This is a genomic window from Bradyrhizobium sp. SPXBL-02, assembly GCF_051853065.1.
Taxonomy (GTDB): Bacteria; Pseudomonadota; Alphaproteobacteria; order Rhizobiales; family Xanthobacteraceae; genus Bradyrhizobium.
In genome coordinates this window covers 4,520,250-4,538,190 of the sequence record NZ_CP182474.1, presented here as the reverse complement: position 1 = coordinate 4,538,190, position 17,941 = coordinate 4,520,250, and the positions used below count along the sequence as shown (strand labels likewise).

General features: G+C 62.4%; 17 protein-coding genes. 8 read left to right on the top strand and 9 right to left on the bottom strand.

What is annotated here, in order from left to right; translation table 11 throughout:
• Positions 1-2,458: 2,458 nt before the first annotated feature.
• The 3 genes from ACNJYD_RS21250 to ACNJYD_RS21240 all read left to right on the top strand — a co-directional run bounded on the left by ACNJYD_RS21250 (position 2,459) and on the right by ACNJYD_RS21240 (position 6,212).
• Positions 2,459-2,809 (top strand): PilZ domain-containing protein, encoded by a 351-nt coding sequence (locus ACNJYD_RS21250; RefSeq protein WP_172788517.1) that lies wholly within the window; start codon positions 2,459-2,461, stop codon positions 2,807-2,809.
• 955 nt (positions 2,810-3,764) lie between these two features.
• Complete coding sequence (locus tag ACNJYD_RS21245) at positions 3,765-5,045, top strand: amidohydrolase family protein (RefSeq protein WP_172788518.1); 1,281 nt, start codon at positions 3,765-3,767, stop codon at positions 5,043-5,045.
• A 336-nt stretch (positions 5,046-5,381) separates the two neighbouring features.
• Positions 5,382-6,212, top strand: a complete 831-nt coding sequence (locus ACNJYD_RS21240) for a hypothetical protein (RefSeq protein ID WP_439363213.1) — start codon at positions 5,382-5,384, stop codon at positions 6,210-6,212.
• A 106-nt stretch (positions 6,213-6,318) separates the two neighbouring features.
• On the opposite strand, the gene ACNJYD_RS21235 is transcribed toward ACNJYD_RS21240, so the two are convergent.
• Positions 6,319-7,050 carry a DUF3750 domain-containing protein gene (locus tag ACNJYD_RS21235; protein ID WP_439363212.1) on the bottom strand — a complete coding sequence of 244 codons (732 nt, stop codon included), beginning with the start codon at positions 7,048-7,050 and terminating at the stop codon, positions 6,319-6,321.
• A gap of 130 nt (positions 7,051-7,180) precedes the next feature.
• Between ACNJYD_RS21235 and ACNJYD_RS21230 the strand changes: the two genes are divergently transcribed.
• Positions 7,181-7,423 (top strand): hypothetical protein, encoded by a 243-nt coding sequence (locus ACNJYD_RS21230; RefSeq protein ID WP_439363211.1) that lies wholly within the window; start codon positions 7,181-7,183, stop codon positions 7,421-7,423.
• Between the two features lie 163 nt (positions 7,424-7,586).
• Here ACNJYD_RS21230 and ACNJYD_RS21225 read toward each other — a convergent pair whose 3' ends face one another.
• Entirely contained in the window at positions 7,587-8,480 is an 894-nt protein-coding gene (locus ACNJYD_RS21225) for a LysR family transcriptional regulator (RefSeq protein WP_439363210.1), read from the bottom strand.
• A gap of 97 nt (positions 8,481-8,577) precedes the next feature.
• Here ACNJYD_RS21225 and ACNJYD_RS21220 point away from each other — a divergent pair, with 97 nt between their 5' ends.
• Positions 8,578-9,057: a GlcG/HbpS family heme-binding protein gene (locus ACNJYD_RS21220; protein ID WP_439363209.1), complete on the top strand. Its 480-nt coding sequence runs from the start codon at positions 8,578-8,580 to the stop codon at positions 9,055-9,057.
• Between the two features lie 122 nt (positions 9,058-9,179).
• Positions 9,180-10,802, top strand: a complete 1,623-nt coding sequence (locus ACNJYD_RS21215) for an ABC-F family ATP-binding cassette domain-containing protein (protein ID WP_439363208.1) — start codon at positions 9,180-9,182, stop codon at positions 10,800-10,802.
• A 248-nt stretch (positions 10,803-11,050) separates the two neighbouring features.
• On the opposite strand, the gene ACNJYD_RS21210 is transcribed toward ACNJYD_RS21215, so the two are convergent.
• Both ACNJYD_RS21210 and ACNJYD_RS21205 read right to left on the bottom strand, forming a co-directional pair.
• A complete protein-coding gene (locus ACNJYD_RS21210) occupies positions 11,051-12,142 on the bottom strand; it encodes a type II asparaginase (protein ID WP_439363207.1) in 1,092 nt (363 codons plus the stop codon).
• A 357-nt stretch (positions 12,143-12,499) separates the two neighbouring features.
• Positions 12,500-12,748 carry a hypothetical protein gene (locus ACNJYD_RS21205; protein WP_172788524.1) on the bottom strand — a complete coding sequence of 83 codons (249 nt, stop codon included), beginning with the start codon at positions 12,746-12,748 and terminating at the stop codon, positions 12,500-12,502.
• 203 nt (positions 12,749-12,951) lie between these two features.
• Between ACNJYD_RS21205 and ACNJYD_RS21200 the strand changes: the two genes are divergently transcribed.
• A complete protein-coding gene (locus ACNJYD_RS21200) occupies positions 12,952-13,416 on the top strand; it encodes a cupin domain-containing protein (RefSeq protein WP_212258436.1) in 465 nt (154 codons plus the stop codon).
• Between the two features lie 6 nt (positions 13,417-13,422).
• Here ACNJYD_RS21200 and ACNJYD_RS21195 read toward each other — a convergent pair whose 3' ends face one another.
• A complete protein-coding gene (locus ACNJYD_RS21195) occupies positions 13,423-14,385 on the bottom strand; it encodes an alpha/beta hydrolase (RefSeq protein WP_439363206.1) in 963 nt (320 codons plus the stop codon).
• 108 nt (positions 14,386-14,493) lie between these two features.
• Positions 14,494-14,658: a hypothetical protein gene (locus ACNJYD_RS21190; RefSeq protein ID WP_246571633.1), complete on the bottom strand. Its 165-nt coding sequence runs from the start codon at positions 14,656-14,658 to the stop codon at positions 14,494-14,496.
• A 240-nt stretch (positions 14,659-14,898) separates the two neighbouring features.
• Here ACNJYD_RS21190 and ACNJYD_RS21185 point away from each other — a divergent pair, with 240 nt between their 5' ends.
• On the top strand, positions 14,899-15,102 hold the full coding sequence (locus tag ACNJYD_RS21185; RefSeq protein ID WP_175422601.1) for a hypothetical protein: 204 nt from the start codon (positions 14,899-14,901) through the stop codon (positions 15,100-15,102).
• A gap of 27 nt (positions 15,103-15,129) precedes the next feature.
• Here ACNJYD_RS21185 and ACNJYD_RS21180 read toward each other — a convergent pair whose 3' ends face one another.
• The 3 genes from ACNJYD_RS21180 to ACNJYD_RS21170 all read right to left on the bottom strand — a co-directional run bounded on the left by ACNJYD_RS21180 (position 15,130) and on the right by ACNJYD_RS21170 (position 17,758).
• Complete coding sequence (locus ACNJYD_RS21180; RefSeq protein WP_212258440.1) at positions 15,130-16,251, bottom strand: HD-GYP domain-containing protein; 1,122 nt, start codon at positions 16,249-16,251, stop codon at positions 15,130-15,132.
• Between the two features lie 68 nt (positions 16,252-16,319).
• Positions 16,320-16,649 carry a PilZ domain-containing protein gene (locus ACNJYD_RS21175; RefSeq protein WP_172788528.1) on the bottom strand — a complete coding sequence of 110 codons (330 nt, stop codon included), beginning with the start codon at positions 16,647-16,649 and terminating at the stop codon, positions 16,320-16,322.
• On the bottom strand, positions 16,649-17,758 hold the full coding sequence (locus ACNJYD_RS21170; RefSeq protein WP_212258442.1) for a DUF2336 domain-containing protein: 1,110 nt from the start codon (positions 17,756-17,758) through the stop codon (positions 16,649-16,651). Before ACNJYD_RS21170 ends, ACNJYD_RS21175 begins: the two co-directional genes overlap by 1 nt.
• Positions 17,759-17,941 lie beyond the last annotated feature (183 nt).

The following is a 17,941-nucleotide window of genomic DNA, read 5'->3' as shown; positions in this document are numbered from 1 at the left end:
TTAATTGGGTGAGGACAAGGACGCGGGCGACGCTCGGCGCTTGCGGGTGGCTCGATTTCTTCGCTTTTGCAGCCTGCTAGAGCTGGACCGACCTATTAATTTGGATAGCCGAGGGCAAAATTAATCATCGCATCGCCCAATTTAAGCCGCATGAGAGCCCATCTTGCCGCGAAGGCTTGTGCCGGATGGGGGCAACACCGGGAGTTTTCGATGTCCGGTCATTTGCGATTCTGCTTTGCCAGTTTGGTTCTTGTTGGAGCTGTTTCGGCGGCACCTGCGTCCGCCAATCCCATCACCGACCTGTTCAATACTGGTCCTCGCGAGCCCGCTGCAACGTCGCCGGTGCAGCCAGAATGCTTGCTGCGGCCCGGCAACTCGTCTGGCCCACGCCAGCGCTGGATGTATCGGCGGGACGGCCATCGCAAGTGCTGGTTCCTGGCCGAGGGCATCGCAGTCGTGCGAAAGTCGGTTCGTGATCGCGCGGCGAAAGGCGGCGCCAGTCCCGACAGGAATGAGGCTGGGCGGCACAGGCAAGGCCCGGTGATTGATGCGCGCGCGGAGTTACTGAGGTCGGCACCGGCCGAGGGGACTTCGGCGACGCCGCCGGCGCTCGAACTCAAAGTAGCTGATGCCGCTTCGGAGCTCAGTACGCGCGCCGCCCCGACCTGGGCGGCTTCCATCGCGGAGCTCGCTGCGCCCGAACATTCAGTGCCTGGCCAAGCCGATGTAAAGCAGCCTCTCGCGGCGAGGCCCATCGCTGACGCAGGGCCTTCGTCGGATCCGCCGGCTATCGCGATCAGCGTGGTCGAGGAGGAGCGGAGCTCGGCGCTGCCCTGGTTAGGCGTGCTGCTGATGGCGCTGGGGGGCCTGTCAGTCTTAAGCTCGAGCCGCATACTTCGGGACGCGGTGCGATTGCGCCCACCGAGAGTGCGATACGCCGGGCACGTTACCTGACGCGCCGCCACGAGATCCATGATTCAGGAGTTCGAAGTCGAACGGGAATCCGTGCGACCGCTCCATCCTGAATTGACGGCGGATCTCGCCGCCGAGTTAGCTTGCGGCCCTTGCTCCGCGACCTAGTCCGACACGCCGCCTTCTGAGTGTTCTGGCCTCTACGCGTCGGAGCTTGCTTCGAAGCTTTTCAACCTCTCTAAGCTCCGCCACGAGTGCGTGGAGTCGCTCGCTCAAAACAGCACAAGTATAAACTTGACGCATACTGGACATGGCACGCCTCGAGGCAGTTCATAAAAAGAGAAAAGACAAAATTCAGTGGCCGAAGTTCAGTGAGTCAGAGCAGTGGCCGCCAAATGTTCCCAATACTCCGCCTCTGCGAGCAGCTTCCAGCTTCTCTCGGGATAGCGCGCGGCACTCTGTCGGCAAAGCAACGCCATTGCGCGAAACCGGCGGGCAACTTCCATTCCAACCTCCCATTATATTTTGTTTTCAACATATTGTTTAATGTTGTGCTGGAGTCATCATCATTATCGGTCATAATCAAAATTATCGTTTAAGGGCAGTCAACTAGGGTTCCTCAGGCGAATTAACGGGCATTTGTTTCGGTTCGGAGTTCAGATCGGTTTCGAATGCGACGTGCGACGTGCTGCGTTCGCGTTGCCAGTTGAAGCGCCTCGCCACGCGATTGTGCGCTCGTCAGGAGCCTGTGGCGCAACAACACAATTGTGTTGATCAGACTATCGGTCGGGTCTGCGCGAGTTCTCAGACAGCGGCGAGGCGAGGAGAGTGGGACCTCAGGTCGGGCACCGGAACAAAGTACTCCAAATTAGCCGACCCTCGTCAGCTCAATGCCACGCCGCCAGAGCGGCCTCCCTGGCCAGAAGCCTCCCGAAAATCCCGAGTCCGAGGTTTGCGGAAGCGTTCCACTGCTCCATGGCCTGAAACCATTTGGACAGCGAAATCGGAGACTTTGACACGCGCGAGCCGTTTGACTTGGACCTGCGAGGGATCCAATCGCAAGCCCAACCTCACGAACGCATGGCGTCGATCGCATGGGCGATTAGGACCGCTGCACTGACGCCGATGAGAACGACGAGCAAAAGAGTGAATAACACGTTCGCCTCCAATGTCTGGAATTGAACGCGCTCATTCGTGCACAGTCAAAATCAACCGGCCGAGATTATTAATTTCGGCTTTGGGCTGAGGATTCACGGTAACGCTTGCGTCCGTTGTCGGCCCTATCGATGGAATGCCATGAACAGAAGAACCCCGACAACGCACGCCGCGAGTGAGAGCAAGTAAATACCCACGGCAATCCCCGACTCATCACAAATCAGCATTTTGATTGGAACTCGCATCATTGCGCGGGTCAAGTGCGAGCGGCTCAACAAATTATTTAATCAATTAAATAATGCCGAAGTCAGCCGGATGTGATTTAATTTCAGGTCCCGACGTCGCGCGAGAAAGCGCATTTTAGGTTGGCTTCTTCATTCGGAGTCTCGCCATGATCGAACGTCGTGCAATGAAGCGGATAGCGATCAACCGGGCGGCGCGGCTGTCATTCGGTGAAATCATTGGGACTCATCCCTGCATGGTGCGGGACATCAGCGCCTTGGGAGCCTGCATCTCCACGCCGTACTACATATTCGCGAACGAATTTGCGCTGTCGTTCGACAGTCACTCCGGGATATTCGTCTGTCGCGTTGTTTGGAGGAAGGAGACGCTTTGCGGGGTCCGCTTTCTTCTGCGACACTGCTCGCCGAACTTAGAGAATGATTCCAGCATCACTGCACTCGCAGCGCGACTTGGCCCCCGGATGGTGTGCGGCAATGGGCCCGTTTCCGCTCACCTTTAGCGTTGCGCTGCACAGCACGCCTCTTTCGGACTTGAGAAGGCTTAGTCTCGATCAATCGTCGCAAGGCGCCGCTCGTGACCACGGATATTCGGCTCCGAAAAAAACCGGCCAGCAGTGCTGACCGGGTAAGTCAACTTGGGAGGAGAGCAAGGATCGCCATCGATCTCCGACAATGAGGCGAATTCCTCGTCGTTCCTGTACGGTTGCGGGGTTTCCACCGCCCGTGAAGGCTCCCTGATGCAGGTTAAGCTCTCCTCGGCCCCAGTCGGAAGACACACTTCTGCGACTCTGTATCGCCGATTTCGACCCGAAGCAGACGAAGGCGTGGAAAGGTACCCGAGGGCCGAGCCCATCGAGGGGGGCCTTGGAATTGACGGGAGCGCAAGGACGTTCGTGGTGAGCTCTTAGCCAGTGTTTCTGACCGCCTCAGCCAGAATGGAGTAGAGCTGCTGCCTGAAGCGACGGCACCGCGCAAGCATCAGCAGTCGCGCTCAAACATTGGGTGCCGGTAGTGGACACCATTGGGTTATTTCGAAGCCGAAGACCTCGTTTCGTGCTCGACGTCACTTTCGATTTCCAGCCATGGCTAGTCCAGGGAAGCGGCTGTTCGACGCTGTAAATGCGTTTGATGGCGATAAGAAGAGGGGCTGCTGTTCATAGAGTAACATTCGCCTGCATGTCGCCTCGTGGTCCATGCCTGACCTCCGCCGGATCGACGAAATGACTAGGCCCCGGTGCGAGCGCTCGCTTAGTCGATGCTTGTCGAAGAAGGTTCATCTGAGGATAGAAAAATTTCGCAGCTCCTCAACGCGGGCGTGTGGTCATAGGATTGGATCACCCGGGCGACGAGGCCCGAGCTCCAACGGCATCCTTTTTGGTTTCGGACGCGGCGCCGGTCGCCGATCCGCGCGTCAAGGTTTGCCTTTACCAACAAAAGCACAGAGGGGGGACCATCATGCCTGCGTTGTCACGCCGCGATTTCCTGGCACTCTCGACATCAGCCGCAGCCGTCGGGCTCGCCGCGCCCGCGCGCGGGACGATGGGGCCGAACGACAAGTACGACCTGGTGATCCGCGGCGGCGAGGTGCTCGACCCCAGCCAGTCGCTGCGCGCCAGGCGCGATATCGGCATCCGCTGGGGCGTGATCGAGGCCGTCCAGGAGACGATCCCCGCCGAGCGCGCGTTGAAGAGCATCGACGCCTCGGGCAAGCTCGTGATGCCCGGCCTGATCGATCTGCATTGTCACGTCTATCCCTACGGCTCGGCCATCGGCATTCCCGCCGACGAGCTGGTCCAGTTCCAGGGCACGACGACCGTCGTGTCGGCGGGCGATGCCGGCGTCAACAATCTGGCGGCGTTGCGCCGTTTCATCGTGGCCCAGACGCGGGCTCGGATGTACGCCTTCGTCCACATCGCCAATAACGGCCTGTCCGCGTTCCCCGTCGCCGAGCTCTACAACATCGACACCGCGCAGACCGAAGCCTGCGCCATGGCGCTGGCCGAGAATTCGGACTTCCTCCTCGGGGTCAAAGTGCGCATGTCGGAAAACGTGATCTTCAAGCACGGGCTCGAGCCGCTCAAGCGCGGCATCCAGGCCTGCGAGATGTGCGGCTGGCCGGCGAAGATGATGGTGCATATCGGCGGCGTCGAGTCCAAGGAGCTGATGTCGCAGATCCTCGACTTGATGCGCCCGGGCGACGTGCTGACGCACGCCTATTCGGGCGCCCCGAACATGTCGAGCGTCTTCACGAATATCGTCCAGGACGGCAAGCTGCTGCCTGCGGCCCTGGCAGCCAAGCAGCGTGGCGTGCTGTTCGACGTCGGACATGGCGGCGGCAGCTTCGATTTCACCGTGGCGGAAGTGGCGATCCCCGGCGGATGCGCTCCTGATACCATCTCGTCCGATATCCACGTCTTCTCCGGCAATTCGCCGGGCATTCCCTTCCTGCCCAACGTGATGAGCAAGTTCATGCTGCTTGGCTTCACGCTGGAGCAGGTCGTCGCAATGGCGACGACGGCGCCGGCGAAGATCATCAATCGCGCGCCGAAGATCGGAACGCTGCAGGTCGGTGCGCCCGCCGACGTCGCGATCATGGAGCTGGTGGAGGGACCGGTCAGCTTCGTCGACACGCGCAACAACAGGAGGGAAGGGAAAGCCCAGCTCAAGCCGATCCAGACCGTCATCAACGGCGTGCCCTTCGGGCGGCCTTATCAGGCGCCGTTCTCGGTGAGATAGAGTCGGCGCCGGTCTCGAGCCGCTTCGGGAAATGTCTGCACGTCGAGAACGGCAAGCCGCCGCTCAGCGCGGCGCACTGTTCGCCGTCGGGCACGGCGGCGGCAGTGTCGATTTCGCCGGGGCGGAACTGCTGAGGCGGCCTTGAGCGATAGCCGACTTTGGCGTTGAGCCGATTTGTTCCGGGTGCTATGTTCGAGCGACATCATTGCCCTTAGGGCTGATGGGACGGGCGGGTTATCAGGCTTACGGACTGCCGCCTGCCAATTTGGAAACTGGAATATTCTAGCCATAGGCCCCGCCTCCGGACGCATTTCAAAGTCGGCCGGAGAATGTTGATTGACGTCATTTTCCTCCGTTCTTCCCATTGACTCGGAGGCGGGCTTTTTTGTCCAACTAGAAAAAGCCATCGCCATGTCTACTTTCAGAAGCCGAGCCCGGTGCGCGGCAGGTAGTGGCCGTTCAAGCGCAAGGCGAGTTTGCAGCTACTTTTTGGCGTGCATACTCCAAGCCGCCTGCGTCGTTCCTTTCGCGAGTACCGCGTCCGCGCAATGCGCAGCCCGCGATGTCTTGCAGAACCGGCTGAAGCCCAAGTCGCACTCGGCCCCAGCGTCCGAACAGCCTATCAGGTCCGCTCGTGACGTTGCGACCTGGAAGACGATCACGATAGGTACCTTCGCCAACTCACTTACCTTGCGCAACGAGCTCGCTAGCAAGGGCTGCAGTGTCGGTGGTCAGGCTGCAGAAATCCTTGCTCGGCCGGCGTTCACCGTTAGCTCTCAGAAGACAAATGTCGAGCTCGTCCATTTATCACCTGCGCAGCTTGGGTTTACCTTCGACACCGTGACCCTGGCTAACGTATACGCACGCGCCCAGCAGGTCGGCCTTAAGCTTGCTGCGGCCGAAGTCGGCCCGCAATTGCGCATCCAATATTTCGACCAACCTGTCGGCGAATTTCTAATCATCGGAATGGAGCCGATCAAGACATGGAGCGGCGAGCCGATTATTCTGAATGTGGCAAATGGCGGCGCCGGATTGATCCTAATCGGCCAGGATGGTCGAGCCGAAGCGGATATACCCGTGACCTCTCGTTTCATTTTCGTCCGATCCCATCAACCGGCAGCTAGCAGCGAAGTCGTCGGATCAGTCGCAGCATTTTTGCCGCCGTGAACGGATTGAGGCCGCCTTAGTGTCGAATGACGGCTTATGATCCGTTGGCGAGTTTCGATGCTCCTAAAAATGGCCAGCTTGTTAGGCATCATGGGATCTCTGCCTCCTAGAGCCCAGGCGTCACCCCGAAGCGGCCAAGCCCAGGCAGCTTGAGCGCCGGGCGTCGGATATCGAGACCGAGCACGGCGCCGAAGAAATTGATCTCCAAGCCTTCGACCCAGCCGACGGAAAAGCCAACATATCCGGCAAGCGAAGCATAGATACCCGTGCCGGACGCCGTCAGGCCGACCCACTTACCCGTGTACGGGAAGTCCTTGCCGATCGCGGTCGGCGGCAGCACGGCCCTGAGCTCGGGGACGGCATCGAGGGCCGCCTGCACGAAGGTGTTCGAGTTGGGACCGGGCCAGACGCTATAATCTCCATAGGACCGAAACTGGTAGTTTTCGATCACGTATCGGATTTTGGGGATCAGCACCTCGGCGCGCTCTCCGTTGACGGCCACAATGGTTTCTGGCGCAGCGCCGAACCACCGCCCGTCCGGAGCGAAGCCGTTGGTGCGGATTGGTTCGCCCCACGCCGTGTAGTCATAGCGGGTGTAGGTCGGGGCATTTTTCTCCTTGACGACGATCCAGGTGTGAACCGCGAAGATGCTGCGCCACCGCACCGTTCGCGCCCCGAACACCCGTATGACGGCTTCGGGATGATCGGCAGCGGGAAGCAGAAGACCTGCGCTCGACCGATCGGCGGTTTGCCAATTCTGGCGGCCATCGCCCAGCCAGAAATATCTCACCGCCGACGCGGCCAGCGGTGCCAAGACAAGGAACAGAAAGATCAGCAAGGGCTTCTTCAAGGGAGTGATGCGGCGGACGTTTGACAAACCATATAGTTCGCATGAATGCCGCCGCCAGAGCCGAAGGCGCTGAGATCAGGTGGTTGTTCCGCAACCGCAGCAGGATTGGAGCACGCGCATGGACATGAAGGAAGCTGCGGCGATGACGGAAGCCTCCGGCTTGGCAGCCAATCAGGACGGCTTGGAGCAGATCTCAAGCCCGCGGCCAGGTTCCGGAGCGGCCAAGCCACAACCCGGCTCGCCTTCGCTGGATTCCGCCAGGCGATGGGCTGACCGGTTGCGCGAGGTCACGATGAAAGCGCCTCTACGGTCGCTGTTTGTCGCTTTCCTGGCCGGAGTGTGGATCGCGCGCCGGCGGTAGGAGCTATTAGGATGGGTAGAGCGCCAGCGAAACCCGTCGCGCTCCCTCATATGCGACGAAGCGTGATGGGTTTCGCAAGGGCTCAACCCATCTACGGGTTATTGGAATCAAGGTGAATTGTGGTGCACGGGTGCAGCGCCGGCCCTGCATCATGAGCCGCAACTCATATCCGCAGGGCAGACAGACGTGCTGCTAGGAAGTCCATCGTGGCGCGAATGCGCCGCGGCAACGCGCCGGCGCTCGGCTTGATCCAGACGATCTGGAGCGGAATCGGCGGCGGCTCGTGACCGACCAGGATTTGCTCGACGACGCCTTGCTCGATGAGCCTGCGCACCTGCCAGAGCGGAGCGAGGCCGATGCCGAGCCCGGACGCGACGGCCGCGTTGCGTGCCGCGGCACTTTCCGACCGAAAGCGGCCCTGGACCTCGATGGGTCTTCTGTTGCTGCCAAAAGCCCATCTGTCATCTTCGCTTGTCAGCAACACGCATTCATGGTGGATCAGGTCGCGCGGATGCTCGGGACGGCCATGGGCCGAGAGATAGGCCGGCGAGGCGAAGACAGCCCAACTCAAGCCACCGAGCCGGCGCGCCCGCAGGTTCGAGTCCGGCAGCGTGCCGATGCGGATGGCAAAATCCAGCTTCTCGGCGACGAGGTCGACACGCTCGTCAGACAGCACGAGTTCGATCTCGACGTCCGGATGTCGCGTCAGGAACTGGCTCACGACGGGTGCGACATATTCGGGGCCGAACAGGCTCGATGTGCCGATGCGGATGATGCCGGCAAGCCGTTGGTCGCTGGCGAGCAGATCTTCACGCGCTGCGTCGATGGCGGTGAGTGCCAGGCGGATGCGGCCGGCAAATTCCAGGCCGGTCGTGGTCGGACGCAGGCGCCGCGTCGTTCGCGACACCAGCTCGACGCCGAGGTCGGCCTCGAGCCGCGCCAGCGATCGGCTCACGGATTGAAGCGATTTGCCGAGACGCGTGGCTGCGGAGGTCAGGCTGCCCTCGTCGATGATGCTCAGAAACGTCGCGTAATCCGCAAACGAGGTCACGGTCATTCTCCCGGAAAGTGAGAGAATATATCAATCGTTCCGGACATTATCACGGCGGCCATGATGTGTTGTGAGAGGGCACCCGATGACCAGGAGCTCCGCCATGACGACACCAAACGCCTCTTCCGCAGCAGCGCCCCTCGCAGCCCTGACGCCTCTCTATGGCGCCCCGATCACGCTCGACGAGGCGAGGCTCGTCGCCGATGCCGCGCGCGCGGAAGCGCAACGTCATGGCTGGCCGATGGTAATCGCCATCGCCGATAGCACCGGCGAACTCGCTCTCTTGTACCGTCTCGATCAGGCCCAGCACGGCAGCGTGCTCGTGGCGCAGCAGAAGGCGAAGACGGCGGTCGATTTCAGGCGGTCGACCGCGGCTTTCGAATCCGCGCTGGCCGATGGCGGTCTTCACCTGCGGCTGCTGGGCATGACCAATCTGACGCCGTTGGAAGGCGGCCTTCCGATCCTGCGTGACGGCAGGGTGATCGGTGCGATCGGCGTATCGGGCATGCAATCAACCCAGGACGCGCAAGTGGCCGCAGCCGGTCTTGCGGCCATGCAAGCCGTCGAGGTCTCCAGGTCTTAAGCTTGGGCCGGATTGCAGCCATGTCGCGCTGGCGGGGGAAGAAATCCGTACCCCGCCGGGCTTCCCTTGGGCGGGGTCATGCCCTATGACGCTGCAACGCAAAAATCCCCCAAAAGACACTCATGATCCGCCTCGACAATGTCAGCAAGCAAGCCGGCCACCAAATCCTGTTCATCGAAGCCTCCGCGGCCCTCAACAAGGGGGAGAAGATCGGTCTCGTCGGACCGAACGGCGCCGGCAAGAGCACGCTGTTCCGGATGATCGCCGGCGAGGAACTGCCCGACGAGGGGCAGGTCTCGACCGATCGCGGCATCACCATCGGCTATTTCAACCAGGACGTGGGCGAGATGTCCGGCCGCAGCGCGGTGGCCGAGGTGATGAACGGGGCTGGTCCCGTCAGCGAGGTCGCGGCCGAGCTGCGCGCGCTCGAGGCCGATATGGCCGACCCCGACAAGGCCGACCAGATGGACGAGATCATCGCCCGCTATGGCGAGGTGCAGCACCGGTTCGAGGAGCTGGACGGCTATGCGCTCGACGGCCGCGCGCGCGAAGCGCTCTCCGGCCTCGGCTTCAGCCAGGAGATGATGGACGGGGACGTCGGCAAACTCTCCGGCGGCTGGAAGATGCGCGTGGCGCTGGCGCGCATTCTCCTGATGCGCCCCGACGTCATGCTGCTCGACGAGCCGAGCAACCATCTCGACCTCGAAAGCCTGATCTGGCTGGAAAAATTCCTGCACGATTACGAAGGCACGCTGCTGATGACCTCGCACGACCGCGAGTTCATCAACCGCGTGATCTCCAAGGTGATCGAGATCGACAGCGGCTCGCTCACCACCTACACCGGCGATTACGAATTCTACGAGCAGCAGCGGGCGCAGAACGAGAAGCAGCAGCAGGCGCAGTTCGAGCGCCAGCAGGCCATGCTCGCCAAGGAGATAAAGTTCATCGAGCGCTTCAAGGCGCGCGCCTCGCATGCGGCGCAGGTGCAGAGCCGGGTCAAGAAGCTCGACAAGATCGAGCGCGTCGAGCCGCCGCGGCGCCGCCAGAGCGTCGCGTTCGACTTCCTGCCGGCGCCGCGCTCCGGCGAGGACGTCGTGGCGCTCAAGAACGTGCACAAGGGCTATGGCTCAAAGCGCATCTATGACGGGCTCGACTTCATGATCCGCCGTCGGGAGCGCTGGTGCGTGATGGGCGTCAACGGCGCCGGCAAGTCGACGCTGCTCAAGCTGGTGGCCGGCGCGAGCGAGCCGGACCAGGGCACGGTGGCGCTCGGAGGCAGCGTCAAGATGGGCTATTTCGCCCAGCATGCGATGGATCTGCTCGACGGCGAGCGCACCGTGTTCCAGTCGCTGGAGGACGCGTTTCCGACCGCGGGGCAGGGCTCCTTGCGTGCGCTCGCCGGCTGCTTCGGCTTCTCCGGCGACGATGTCGAGAAGCGCTGCCGCGTGCTCTCGGGCGGCGAGAAGGCGCGCCTCGTCATGGCCAAGATGCTGTTCGATCCGCCGAACTTCCTGGTGCTGGACGAGCCCACCAACCATCTCGACCTCGCCACCAAGGAAATGCTGATCAATGCGCTGTCGGATTTCGAGGGCACCATGCTGTTCGTCTCGCACGACCGGCATTTTTTGGCGACGCTGTCGAACCGCGTGCTGGAGCTGACGCCGGAGGGCATCCACCAATATGGCGGCGGCTACACCGAATATGTCGCGCGCACCGGGCAGGAGGCTCCGGGGTTGCGGAGCTAGTGAGGGGGCCGCGGACCTTGCAATGACGGAGCTCTGGTAGGGTGGGCAAAGGCGCAATTCGCGCCGTGCCCACCATCTCATTCTGAGCTGCGGCAGATCGTGGGCACGCTTCGCTTTGCCCACCCTACGAAATCCGACTGTGTAGCCCGGATTTCGCGATCGCCTACCGCAAGATCTCGCGCAGCACTTCGCCATCAACGCCGTGCGGTCTGTGATGACCGCCGCTTCAAGCGAGCGTAGCCGACGCACTAGTAGGCGTAGAACATCCGCTGAATGTCCTTGGTGTCGGTCGTCTTGGTCAACGCCAGCATCAGCAAAATGCGCGCCTTCTGAGGATTGAGCGTATCCGAGACGACGAAGTCGTGCTCATCGTCCTTGGCCTCGCCATTGCGCGCGACGATGCCGTTGCCGACACGGCTGCTGCGAACGATCACAACGCCCTTCTTGCGGGCTTCGTCCAGCGCCGGCTCGACCGCGGGGCGGGCCAGGCTGCCGTCACCCACGCCGGCATGCACGACCCCCTTGGCGCCGGCGGCGACAAAAGCGTCGATCGCAACCCGGTTCATGTTGGCGTAGCCGTAGACGATGTCGACCTGAGGCAGGACATCGAGGTTGGACACGTCAAATTCGGAATCCGCCGTGTGCCGGCGGGTTGATTGCCGATAGAAATACGGCTTGTTGCCCTGCATGTAGCCGAGAAAGCCGAGTTCAGGCGTGCGAAAGGTGTCTGCCGTGGACGTGTTGTTCTTGGTGACGTCGCGCGCGGCGTTGATCTGATCGTTGAGGGCGACGAGCACGCCCTTGCCGACGGCTTCTTCACTGCCTGCGAGGATCACCGCATTGAAGAGGTTGATCGGGCCGTCCGCGCTGATCGCTGTCGACGGCCGCATCGCGCCGACGACGACCACAGGCTTCTTGCTCTTGACGACCAGATTCAGGAAATAGCTGGTTTCCTCGATCGTATCGGTCCCGTGCGTGATCACGATCCCGTCCACGTCGTCCTGCGCGAGGAGCGTATTGACGCGCTTGGCGAGCTTCAGCCAATAATCATTGTTCATGTTCTCGCTGGCGATCTGGAAGACCTGCTCGCCCTTGACGTTGGCCACCGTTTTCAACTCGGGGACGGCGTTCAAGAGGGTCTCGATGCCCACCGTGGCTGCGGTATACCCGACGACGGTGGTGCTGCTCGCCCCGCTGCCGGCGATCGTGCCGCCGGTTGCGAGAACCATGACGTTGGGCAGGCCAGGGCCTCTGGCGTTGGCAACGTCAACAATCATGAGCAGCGCAAAGAGCACGCTCATTGTCGCCATCATGTGATCACGCACGCGGAACTGCAACATCTCGCCCATCCTTTGCTGGAAGCCTCGTCGATGCGCCCCGGTTCGCTCAGCGTTGCATCATCCGTCAGCCGCTGCGTTCTGTCTAGGGTCGCGAGGAGTTTGCTTTACGCGCACGGCGCGTGCCGGAAAACTGGCGGCGGGGAAGGCACAAGAAGCAAATGGCCGGGAGGTCTAAAGCGCGATGCGATCGGGATGAATCGTCATCGCGCTTTAGCTTATTGTTTGAGCATGATCTTTTCGGAAAACCGCTACGCACTTTTTCGGATCATGCTCTCGCGCGAAGACGCGCTTCTGCCCGGCCATGACGGCATTTCGTTTGTGATGGCTCGCTGAAAAAGCCGGGAACGGACTGCGCGCTTACGCGCTGGTCTCGCACTTCTTCATGAAGCTGTTCTTGGCGGCGCCGGCGAGCGGCTTACCGTCGGAGCCGACGGCCTTGGGGGCGCAGGCATCTTCCTTGCACTTCTTCAGGAACGAGGTCTTGGCGGCGCCGGCCAGCGGCTTGCCGTCCTTGCCGACAGCCTTGCTTTCGCAGGTTTCTTGCGCAAGGGCCGAGCCCGCTGCAAAGCTGGCAACGATCGCAGCGAGGAAAATCCGCTTCATCATGGGGGTCTCCTAAGCCAGAAATGGCCGGGAGATTGGAGCCGCAAATCGTGGCGCAATCAAGCAGGATGAGCACCGGCCGCCCGCTCGCCCCGCTGATTTTTGCGCTTCGAGCGCGGAAGATGTCGCCTCTGTTGCACTGCTCGCTGACCTCATCGGGTGATCCTGCTAGCGTCGGTCCCTCGAGATGGAGAGGAAGCATCGTGATGGACGCCGCGATCCCGCACGACCAGGGCGCCGCTGAGCGGCATTCGCACCTCGTTCGCCCCCAGGACATGGATTGGCAGAAGACACGCTTTCCGGGCTGCGAGGCCAAGACGCTGCTGTTCGATCGCGGCACGGGGCTGATGACCGCCTTGATGCGCTTTGCGCCGGGATCGGTGCTGCCCGATCACGAGCATGTCGGCATCGAGCAGAGCTGGGTCATCGAAGGTGCGCTCGTCGACAAGGAGGGCCCGGCCAAGGGCATTGCCTGCAAGGCCGGCGAATTCATCTGGCGCGAGGCGGGCAGCCGGCACGCCGCCTGGTGCCCGGAGGGCGCGTTGATCCTGGCGATCTTCCAGGTGCCGAACAAGTTCTTCGAGGCCGACGGCCGCGTGGTCGATGCCGCCGGCCAGGATTGGGACGAGGTCTGGGGGCACACCGCGGCGCAGCGGGCGCAGAGCGCCTGATCGCCTTCACACGCCGCGCACGAGCAGCGCCTTGAAGTCGGCCCGCGCGCGCTGGGCTTCGGCGCGCGCGGCGTCGGAGGCGTCGCCCATGCCGAAATAGCCGTGGATCAGGCCGGGGCCCTCATGATGCTTGACGCGGACGCCGGCCGCTTCCAGCGCCCGCGCATAGGCCGCGCCTTCGTCGCGCAGGGGATCGAACCAGGCGGTGGTCACGACCGCGGGCGCGACGCCGGCCAGCGATGCGGCCCGCAGCGGCGAGACGCGCCAGTCGCCGGCGTGCGCGGGATCGGCGAGATAGTGGCCGCAGAACCATTCCATGGTCGCGCGTGTGAGGAAGTAGCCCTCGGCATTCTCCGCCCGCGAGGGATAGCGCGCGTTCTCGCGCGCATCGGCATAAGCGCCGACGACGTCGGTGACCGGATAGACCAGGAGCTGCGCGGCGAGCTTGATGCCGGCATCGCGGCAGGCGATCGCGGTCGTCGCAGCGAGATTGCCGCCGGCGCTGTCGCCGGCAACGCCGAAGCGCTTTGCGTCACCGCCAAATTCCGCGATGCGGCCAAACAAGTCGCTCACCGCGGCGAAGGCATCCTCGAAGGCGCCGGGAAAGCGCGTCTCGGGCGGACGTCGATAGTCGACGGAGACGACGACCGCGCCGGTCTCGATCGCAAGGTTGCGCGCCTGCCGGTCGTGGGTTTCGAGATCGCCCGCAACCCAGCCGCCGCCATGGAAGAACACCACCGTCGGTGCCGGCGTGGCGCCGACCCGGTAGACCCGCGCAGGAAGCGGACCGGCGCCGCCTTTCACCTTGATATCCTCGACGCTATCGACGGGCGGCGGCGGAATGGCCGCGCGCGAGGCAGCGAGTGCGCGCAAGGAATCGCGGGCGCTCTGTGGCGTCATGACCGTGGGATCGCGCATCGGCATGAGCGGAATGATCTGGGCGATGACGGGATCGAGCGGTGCGGCCATGGACTTCCTCACAGGGTTCTTGGTCTTGCTTGGTCATTAGCATAGGTTTTGCGCGCCGCATCGGCAACCGGTGGTCTGTCGCAACGCCGGACGAGCGGGCAGGGAGGTTCACGAGGTGGAATTCGAGACGCTGGTCCAGTCGCGCCGCAACGTGCGTGGCTTCAAAAACACGCCGGCGCCGCGCGCGGTGATCGCACCCGGCAGGTCGACATCGCCATGCGCTCCGACATTGTGCGCGAGGTCGCCAAGATTCCGGAAGGACGAGGTCATCATGAGCGTCGCGATGGGCTATCCCGACGACAGCTTTGCCGCGAACGCAGTTCGCTCGGACCGCGAGCACAACCACGAGTTCGTGCGTCACGTGGGTTTTGCCGATTAGCGCGAGCAAGAGGAGATTATTCTCTGGCGGAAATTTTTTTGGTGCGGCGTCGCGAGTGGCCTCTTGCAATCTCGAAGTTGCGGGAGGAACAATATGCGGACTGAGAGGTTTGTTGCTGGCGCGAGGGAATTGACATGCGGCGGCTGGCTAGCCTGGTTCGGCGGTTCTTCGGTCCGCGATTGCGGCACAAGATCGATGATGATCCAAGTCTTCCTTTCACACCCGAAGAGTTCGGCCGACTGATTCGCAGCGGCCGGCACGAGGACATGAAGCTGCTGGCCGACGGGCTGGCCTGCCGCTCCATCCCGCGCCGCGCCAGCTATCGTGCGACGCATTAAGGCGGCGTTCGAGACGGGGTACAGCGCTCACCGTGTGAGCGCGACCTGCTTGAACGAGCGGACCAGCGCCTTTTCCAGCTTGCCATTCATCCCGCACAGAACGTCGTAGGCCTCCGCGCGCGGCATGGTCGGCTTGTAGTGCCGGTGCTCGATCAGCGCTGCGAAGATGTCCGAGATCGTTAGAATCCTGACGATATCGCCAATGCTCTCGCCGCAGAGCGCATCGGGATAGCCGCTCCCGTCCAGATACTCGTGATGGTGGCGAACGGCATCGAGGATCTCCCGCGAGATTCCGTCATGGTCCTTGAGAAAGTCGTAGCCGGCGGCCGGATGCGTTTCGATCAGCGCGCGTTCCGTGGCATCGAGGCGACCAGGCTTGTCGAGCACCGCGAGCGGAATCTGCGCCTTGCCGATGTCATGGAACATGGCCGCCGAGTAGAGACGTTCCAGGTCGGCCCTGCCGACGCCAAGGCTCAGTCCGAAGTCGATGGCGAGACCGGTCACCAGTAGGCAGTGCTGATAGGTTCCTTCGTGGTGGCGCCGCACCGTCATGAGCCACTCGGTCAGGCCCTGCCGGGTGATGCGCTCGGCGATCTGGCGACCGGCCTCCTTGGCACCATCGACATCGAGCGGCTGGCCCAAGGTGACAGCCGCGAACATCGATGCGATCGCGGTCGCTGCGGTCTCGACGGCGTTGTCGGATTGCAGCGTATCGCCTGACGAAGCGGACGGCCCGTCGGCCGGATCGGCCAGTGCCGCCAGCAGCTTGGTCCGGCCGACCGTGCTGGGAAGGACCAGCGTCGCCCCGAGCGCATAGGCCTGGGAAATGCAGACGTGGGAGGTGTGCTCGAGCAGGAAGATGCGCTTCCCGACCTTCGCCAACTTGGCAGCCCGCTGCTTGATGGCGGCGATATTGTCGACGTCGCGCAGCTCCGCGCGAATGACGATGGCGACCGGTGTCTGCGACAGCCTGGAATCGGCATCGAGCCGCTCGCCTGCAATGGCGAACCTCTCCTGGAGGATCGAGCAGATGCCCGAGAGCTTGTCGGACGTGTCGGCCAGCACGTGCAGGAGGGGACGAGCCGTTGCCGTCGTTCGGATGCCGGCGTCACCATTGACGGAGCCGGATCTGGTTCGCGCGTCTTGCACGGTCTGACCTGGATTGCGACTATCTGGATGTGAAAACTGCGGGTGGAACCTTCGAATTCTATTTGCCTCTATTTGACCTGGACCGCGTTCTGCCCGGGCGCTGGTGCGCCGGCAGATTTCTTCTTGCCGTCAACGGTAATGAAATGGACGCCGGCGGTGGTGCCGTCGATCCAGACCAGCTCGCAGCGCCGGTAGGCGAGGCCTGTCGACGACAGCACCATGAAGAATTCCTTGGCCTTGAGCACGTCGAGCGTGCCCTCGACCTCGACCTTCGCGCCCGTCTGCGATACGTCGAGCAGGACGCAGCTGCGCCGCCAGGTGCCGTCGGACCCCATGAGATTGACCGGCTGCCTGTGGTCCAGCTTCACGCGGGCGGCTTTTCGACCGTCGAACTTCATCAGCTAACCCCCATGTTCTTTGCGTCCCGATGACCCCGACCGCTCTCCTTGGCGTTTGCAGCAATTTCGCCCCAACGCACCGTCCACTGGCTGGTCGACAGCAGCAACGTCTCGAAAATGTGCTGTGCGCGTCCGCGCTCGGCGAAGGAAAGCCGCGTGCCGCAGCGGTTGCTCAGGATGGCGAGCGTGGTCTGCCAGTTCAGCCGCGAGGCGCGGCAGGCCATGACGAGACCCTCGCAATCCTCGTCGGTGATGACATGCTCGACGATCTCGATGGGAGTCCCCGACAGCACCGACAGCGCCGTAACGAGGTTGGCAGTCTCGCCGCGAATGGCGAAGCGGTTTACCGTGGAATCGTTGAGCTTGCCGGTGCGGTTGAGCGCGACGATTTCCGGCCGCGCGCGTGCATAAGCGGCGGCGCAGGGCAGCCTGGCGACGTTCGGCGCGGCCGTTGCGGTCTGATGCGAGCCGATGGCCTTCGGCCCTGTGCCAGATTGCGGCGCTGGCAAGGCCGACAGCAACTCCCGCATGACCCTATCGGGCGTGTCCGGCCTGAGCGCCAGAGCTTTGGTCAGTTCGTCATCCGACAGGCACTTCTCAATCAACGCAACGTAGGCGGCATCGGAGAATCTTGCCTCCCTGTTGCCGATCAGTGCGAGACAAGCACTGGGGGCGCCACACTTGATCAGCGTCTCGATCACCAGTGGATCGATCGGCGCGCGGCCGGCGATCGCACATTGTTGTCGTTCGCCGCTCGCGGCTGCGACCGACTTGAGATCGGCCGTGGACAGTGATTGCGAGCGGAGCAAGACAGGGCAGGCGACTTCCGGATCGTGGTGTGAGGCGAGACGTCGCACGGTCTTCGGCGGAGCCACCTTGAGCTCTGCGAGCGCCGCGCTGACATCAATCAGCGTGCTGGCCTCAACCCGCTCGACCAGCCGCAGCAGGACGCCGTCGGCCATGTCAGCGAGTAATTCCTGAGATCGGTCGCGGCTGCTTGTGAGTAGTTGCAATATGCCTGAGAGGATGCGAGCACACCGGTCCAGCGGACATGTTGCAACCGCGTTCTCCAGATCGACCAGACTATCAGCAGGCGAATTTGCCATCATGGCAGGAGCCTGAAATTAAATAAATTGAACGATCAAACGACGGTCATTCCGCCTCAAAGGCGTTAATTTGAATTTTAATCGTCGCAGGCTGGGGTATTGGCGCACCGGCTGCCTTGTAGGAAACGTTATCGAAATTCGGCGAGGCAGGGTTGTCCCGGATTGTTCTTTCAACCGACCTCTCTC

Coding starts and splice junctions, on each gene's coding strand:
- ACNJYD_RS21225 (WP_439363210.1), bottom strand. CDS start 8,480: ATGACCGTGACCTCGTTTGCGGATTACGCGACGTTTCTGAGCATCATC.
- ACNJYD_RS21220 (WP_439363209.1), top strand. CDS start 8,578: ATGACGACACCAAACGCCTCTTCCGCAGCAGCGCCCCTCGCAGCCCTG.
- ACNJYD_RS21190 (WP_246571633.1), bottom strand. CDS start 14,658: ATGATGACCTCGTCCTTCCGGAATCTTGGCGACCTCGCGCACAATGTC.
- ACNJYD_RS21195 (WP_439363206.1), bottom strand. CDS start 14,385: ATGGCCGCACCGCTCGATCCCGTCATCGCCCAGATCATTCCGCTCATG.
- ACNJYD_RS21205 (WP_172788524.1), bottom strand. CDS start 12,748: ATGATGAAGCGGATTTTCCTCGCTGCGATCGTTGCCAGCTTTGCAGCG.
- ACNJYD_RS21215 (WP_439363208.1), top strand. CDS start 9,180: ATGATCCGCCTCGACAATGTCAGCAAGCAAGCCGGCCACCAAATCCTG.
- ACNJYD_RS21230 (WP_439363211.1), top strand. CDS start 7,181: ATGGACATGAAGGAAGCTGCGGCGATGACGGAAGCCTCCGGCTTGGCA.
- ACNJYD_RS21245 (WP_172788518.1), top strand. CDS start 3,765: ATGCCTGCGTTGTCACGCCGCGATTTCCTGGCACTCTCGACATCAGCC.
- ACNJYD_RS21200 (WP_212258436.1), top strand. CDS start 12,952: ATGGACGCCGCGATCCCGCACGACCAGGGCGCCGCTGAGCGGCATTCG.
- ACNJYD_RS21175 (WP_172788528.1), bottom strand. CDS start 16,649: ATGAAGTTCGACGGTCGAAAAGCCGCCCGCGTGAAGCTGGACCACAGG.
- ACNJYD_RS21210 (WP_439363207.1), bottom strand. CDS start 12,142: ATGTTGCAGTTCCGCGTGCGTGATCACATGATGGCGACAATGAGCGTG.
- ACNJYD_RS21185 (WP_175422601.1), top strand. CDS start 14,899: ATGCGGCGGCTGGCTAGCCTGGTTCGGCGGTTCTTCGGTCCGCGATTG.
- ACNJYD_RS21250 (WP_172788517.1), top strand. CDS start 2,459: ATGATCGAACGTCGTGCAATGAAGCGGATAGCGATCAACCGGGCGGCG.
- ACNJYD_RS21170 (WP_212258442.1), bottom strand. CDS start 17,758: ATGATGGCAAATTCGCCTGCTGATAGTCTGGTCGATCTGGAGAACGCG.